Annotated in this window: 2 protein-coding genes and 2 tRNA genes; all 4 read right to left on the reverse strand. The window is 62.1% G+C overall.

Annotated features, from left to right (window positions below):
- Positions 1-165 precede the first annotated feature (165 nt).
- On the reverse strand, positions 166-342 hold the full coding sequence (locus tag I5W_RS32580) for a hypothetical protein (RefSeq protein WP_199901781.1): 177 nt from the start codon (positions 340-342) through the stop codon (positions 166-168).
- Between the two features lie 222 nt (positions 343-564).
- Positions 565-641: transfer RNA gene (locus tag I5W_RS20985), tRNA-Arg, on the reverse strand.
- A 97-nt stretch (positions 642-738) separates the two neighbouring features.
- A tRNA-Pro gene (locus I5W_RS20990) sits at positions 739-815 on the reverse strand.
- Positions 816-895: 80 nt separating this feature from the next.
- The coding region (locus I5W_RS20995; protein ID WP_044530692.1) for a nitrate reductase at positions 896-2,435 on the reverse strand (1,540 nt) is incomplete at its 5' end.

Genomic DNA, 2,435 nt, shown 5'->3' on the forward strand with positions numbered 1-2,435 from the left:
GAAAACGAGTGAGGGTATATTACGATCCGCATGAACCAGGGCATTCGGTTCTTGATCGCCCGACTTGGGCAGTTTCGGATTGGTTCGATGTAGCCGTGTTGCTGTTTATTCTCGCCGCGGTGCGCGACTTCATGAGAAAAGGACGCAAGCGATGACGGGAGCCGGTTAGGCGCGGTATTCTGTCATGATTCTTCGGATACTGCGTAGCATCTCATCGACGTCACCCTTGGTGAACTCCTCCCATTGGCTGTGAGCTGCCTTGTTGCGAAGGTCTGCTAGAGCTGTGATTTGCTTTTGAGTGAGCTTGTTATAGACCCCGGCTTTTGCCAAATCGCTGTTCATCTGGCCAAGTTTCGGCTTATCTACGAGTGGTAATTTCAGGCGCTGAATCAGAGTGCGTAGCCCATCCTCAAGAACCGCGCCAGCGATTACTGCGGCGGCCTGATGCTAACGCGGTACAGTTCGTGTGCAGTGGACGTGTGAATGTGGGTGTTGTCGCGGCAAACGCGTACTGCGCGATAGCTCACTCCGTCCCTGATCTGCAAGGGAAAGTACGAGGAAATTTGGCCTGCCCTGAGGGACTCGAACCCCCGACCTATGGCTTAGAAGGCCATTGCTCTATCCAGTTGAGCTAAGGGCAGTTCGGCGTGGCTGGCGGTGTGATGCTGCGCTGATGCGCTACCGCCAACGATCCAGAAAAAGAAAACGGGCTGTCCACGACAGCCCGTTTTTCATGAGTGGTCGGAGTACAAGGATTCGAACCTTGGACCCCCTGGTCCCAAACCAGGTGCGCTACCGGGCTGCGCTACACTCCGAGAAGCGAGATAATAGCAGCATTGATTGCAAACGGTCAACTGCAACCGTAATTTGCTTTCTTTTGCTCCTTTTCGCTTCATCAAGCCTGCACATCCTCCCGCTCTTCGGCCGCTGCCAATACCTTGATCTCGACCAGCAGTTTCTTGATTTCCGGCACGCACGAGCCACAATTGCCGCCCGCCTTCAGGCAAGCCGTGACCTGGCTCACTTCCTGCAAGCCTTGCTCCTTGATGGCTCGGCAGATGGTGTTGCGGCCCACGCCAAAGCAGGAGCAGACCGTCGGGCCGGTGTCGGCGCCTTTTTCGATGGGCTGGCCTACCAGCAGGCCGACGCGGTCGGCATCCTCCAGCTTGTCCTTGGCGAACAAGCCCGCCAGCCAGGAGCGCGAGGGCAGGTCGGGGCGGGCGGACATGAAGAGGCACATGTCGATGCGGTCTTCCACCACGTGTACGGCGCGATAGCTGCCATCGCTCAAGTCTTCATATTCCAGCCAGTCGGCATCGGCATCCTGCACGCCCAGCAAGGCCCGCGCCCAGGCGGTGTGGTCGTTGATCTGATTGCGTCCGGCCAGTTCATAACGCACGAAGTCGCGTCCCTGCACCCGCGTCCAGTGCGTGATGTCGTCCAGCGCCAGCGCATGACGAGTGAGGATGAAGCCATGCCAGCCCACGCGGAATTCTTCGATGGCCACCGGGGTGTGCTTGAACTCGGGTTCGCCCGAGACCGGGTCGACCACCGGATTGACCACCGCCCCCACGCGGGCGTCCGAGGCCGATTGTCCATTCCAGTGAATCGGCACGAATAGTGCGCCGCGCGGGATGCCGCCACCATGCTGGACGCGCGCCACCATCGCTCCCCAGCGGCTGCTGATGCGCGCCAGGCCGCCTTCGCGCACGCCGTAGAGCAGGGCGTCCTGCGGGTGGATGTCGATGAAGGATTCGGGGATGTGGCTGGCCAGGGTGGCCGACTTGCCGGTGCGCGTCATGGTGTGCCAGTGGTCGCGCACGCGGCCGGTGTTGAGGATCAGCGGGTAGTCTTCGCACGGGGCATGGCCGGGGCTGCGCGGCGTGGTCGGGATGAAGCGGGCGCGGCCATCGGGGTGGCTGAAGCGCAGGTCTTGCAGTACCCGTGCGGTGCCGTTGATGCTGCCATCGGACAAGCGCTGCACCGGCCACTGGATCGGCGCCAGCGCATCGTAGCCGGCCCGGTCCAGGCCGGTCAGGCCGGCCAGGTTGAAGACCCGGCGCACCTGGCCGGCATCGGCCTGGCCATTGCGATAGGCCGACAGGCGCGCATGTTCGTCGAAGATCGCATGGGGGCCGTCGAAGTCGAAGCCGGTAAAGCCCATGCGCTGTGCTACCTCGCAGAGGATGCGCCAGTCGCCGCGCGCTTGGCCGGGGGCGCTGAGGAAGGCGCGCTGGCGCGAGATACGCCGTTCGGAATTGGTGACCGTGCCATCCTTCTCGCCCCAGGCCAGTGCTGGCAGCAAGACGTGGGCGTAGGCATTGGTATCGGTCTGGGCGATCACATCCGAGGACACCACCAGCTCGCACTTCTGCAAGGCGCGCTGCACCAGGTCGGCGTCCGGCAGGCTGACCAGCGGATGGTGGCGATGATCC

Source organism: Herbaspirillum sp. B65, assembly GCF_000333555.1.
Lineage (GTDB): Bacteria > Pseudomonadota > Gammaproteobacteria > Burkholderiales > Burkholderiaceae_D > Herbaspirillum > Herbaspirillum rubrisubalbicans.

Coding starts and splice junctions, on each gene's coding strand:
- I5W_RS32580 (WP_199901781.1), bottom strand. CDS start 342: ATGAACAGCGATTTGGCAAAAGCCGGGGTCTATAACAAGCTCACTCAA.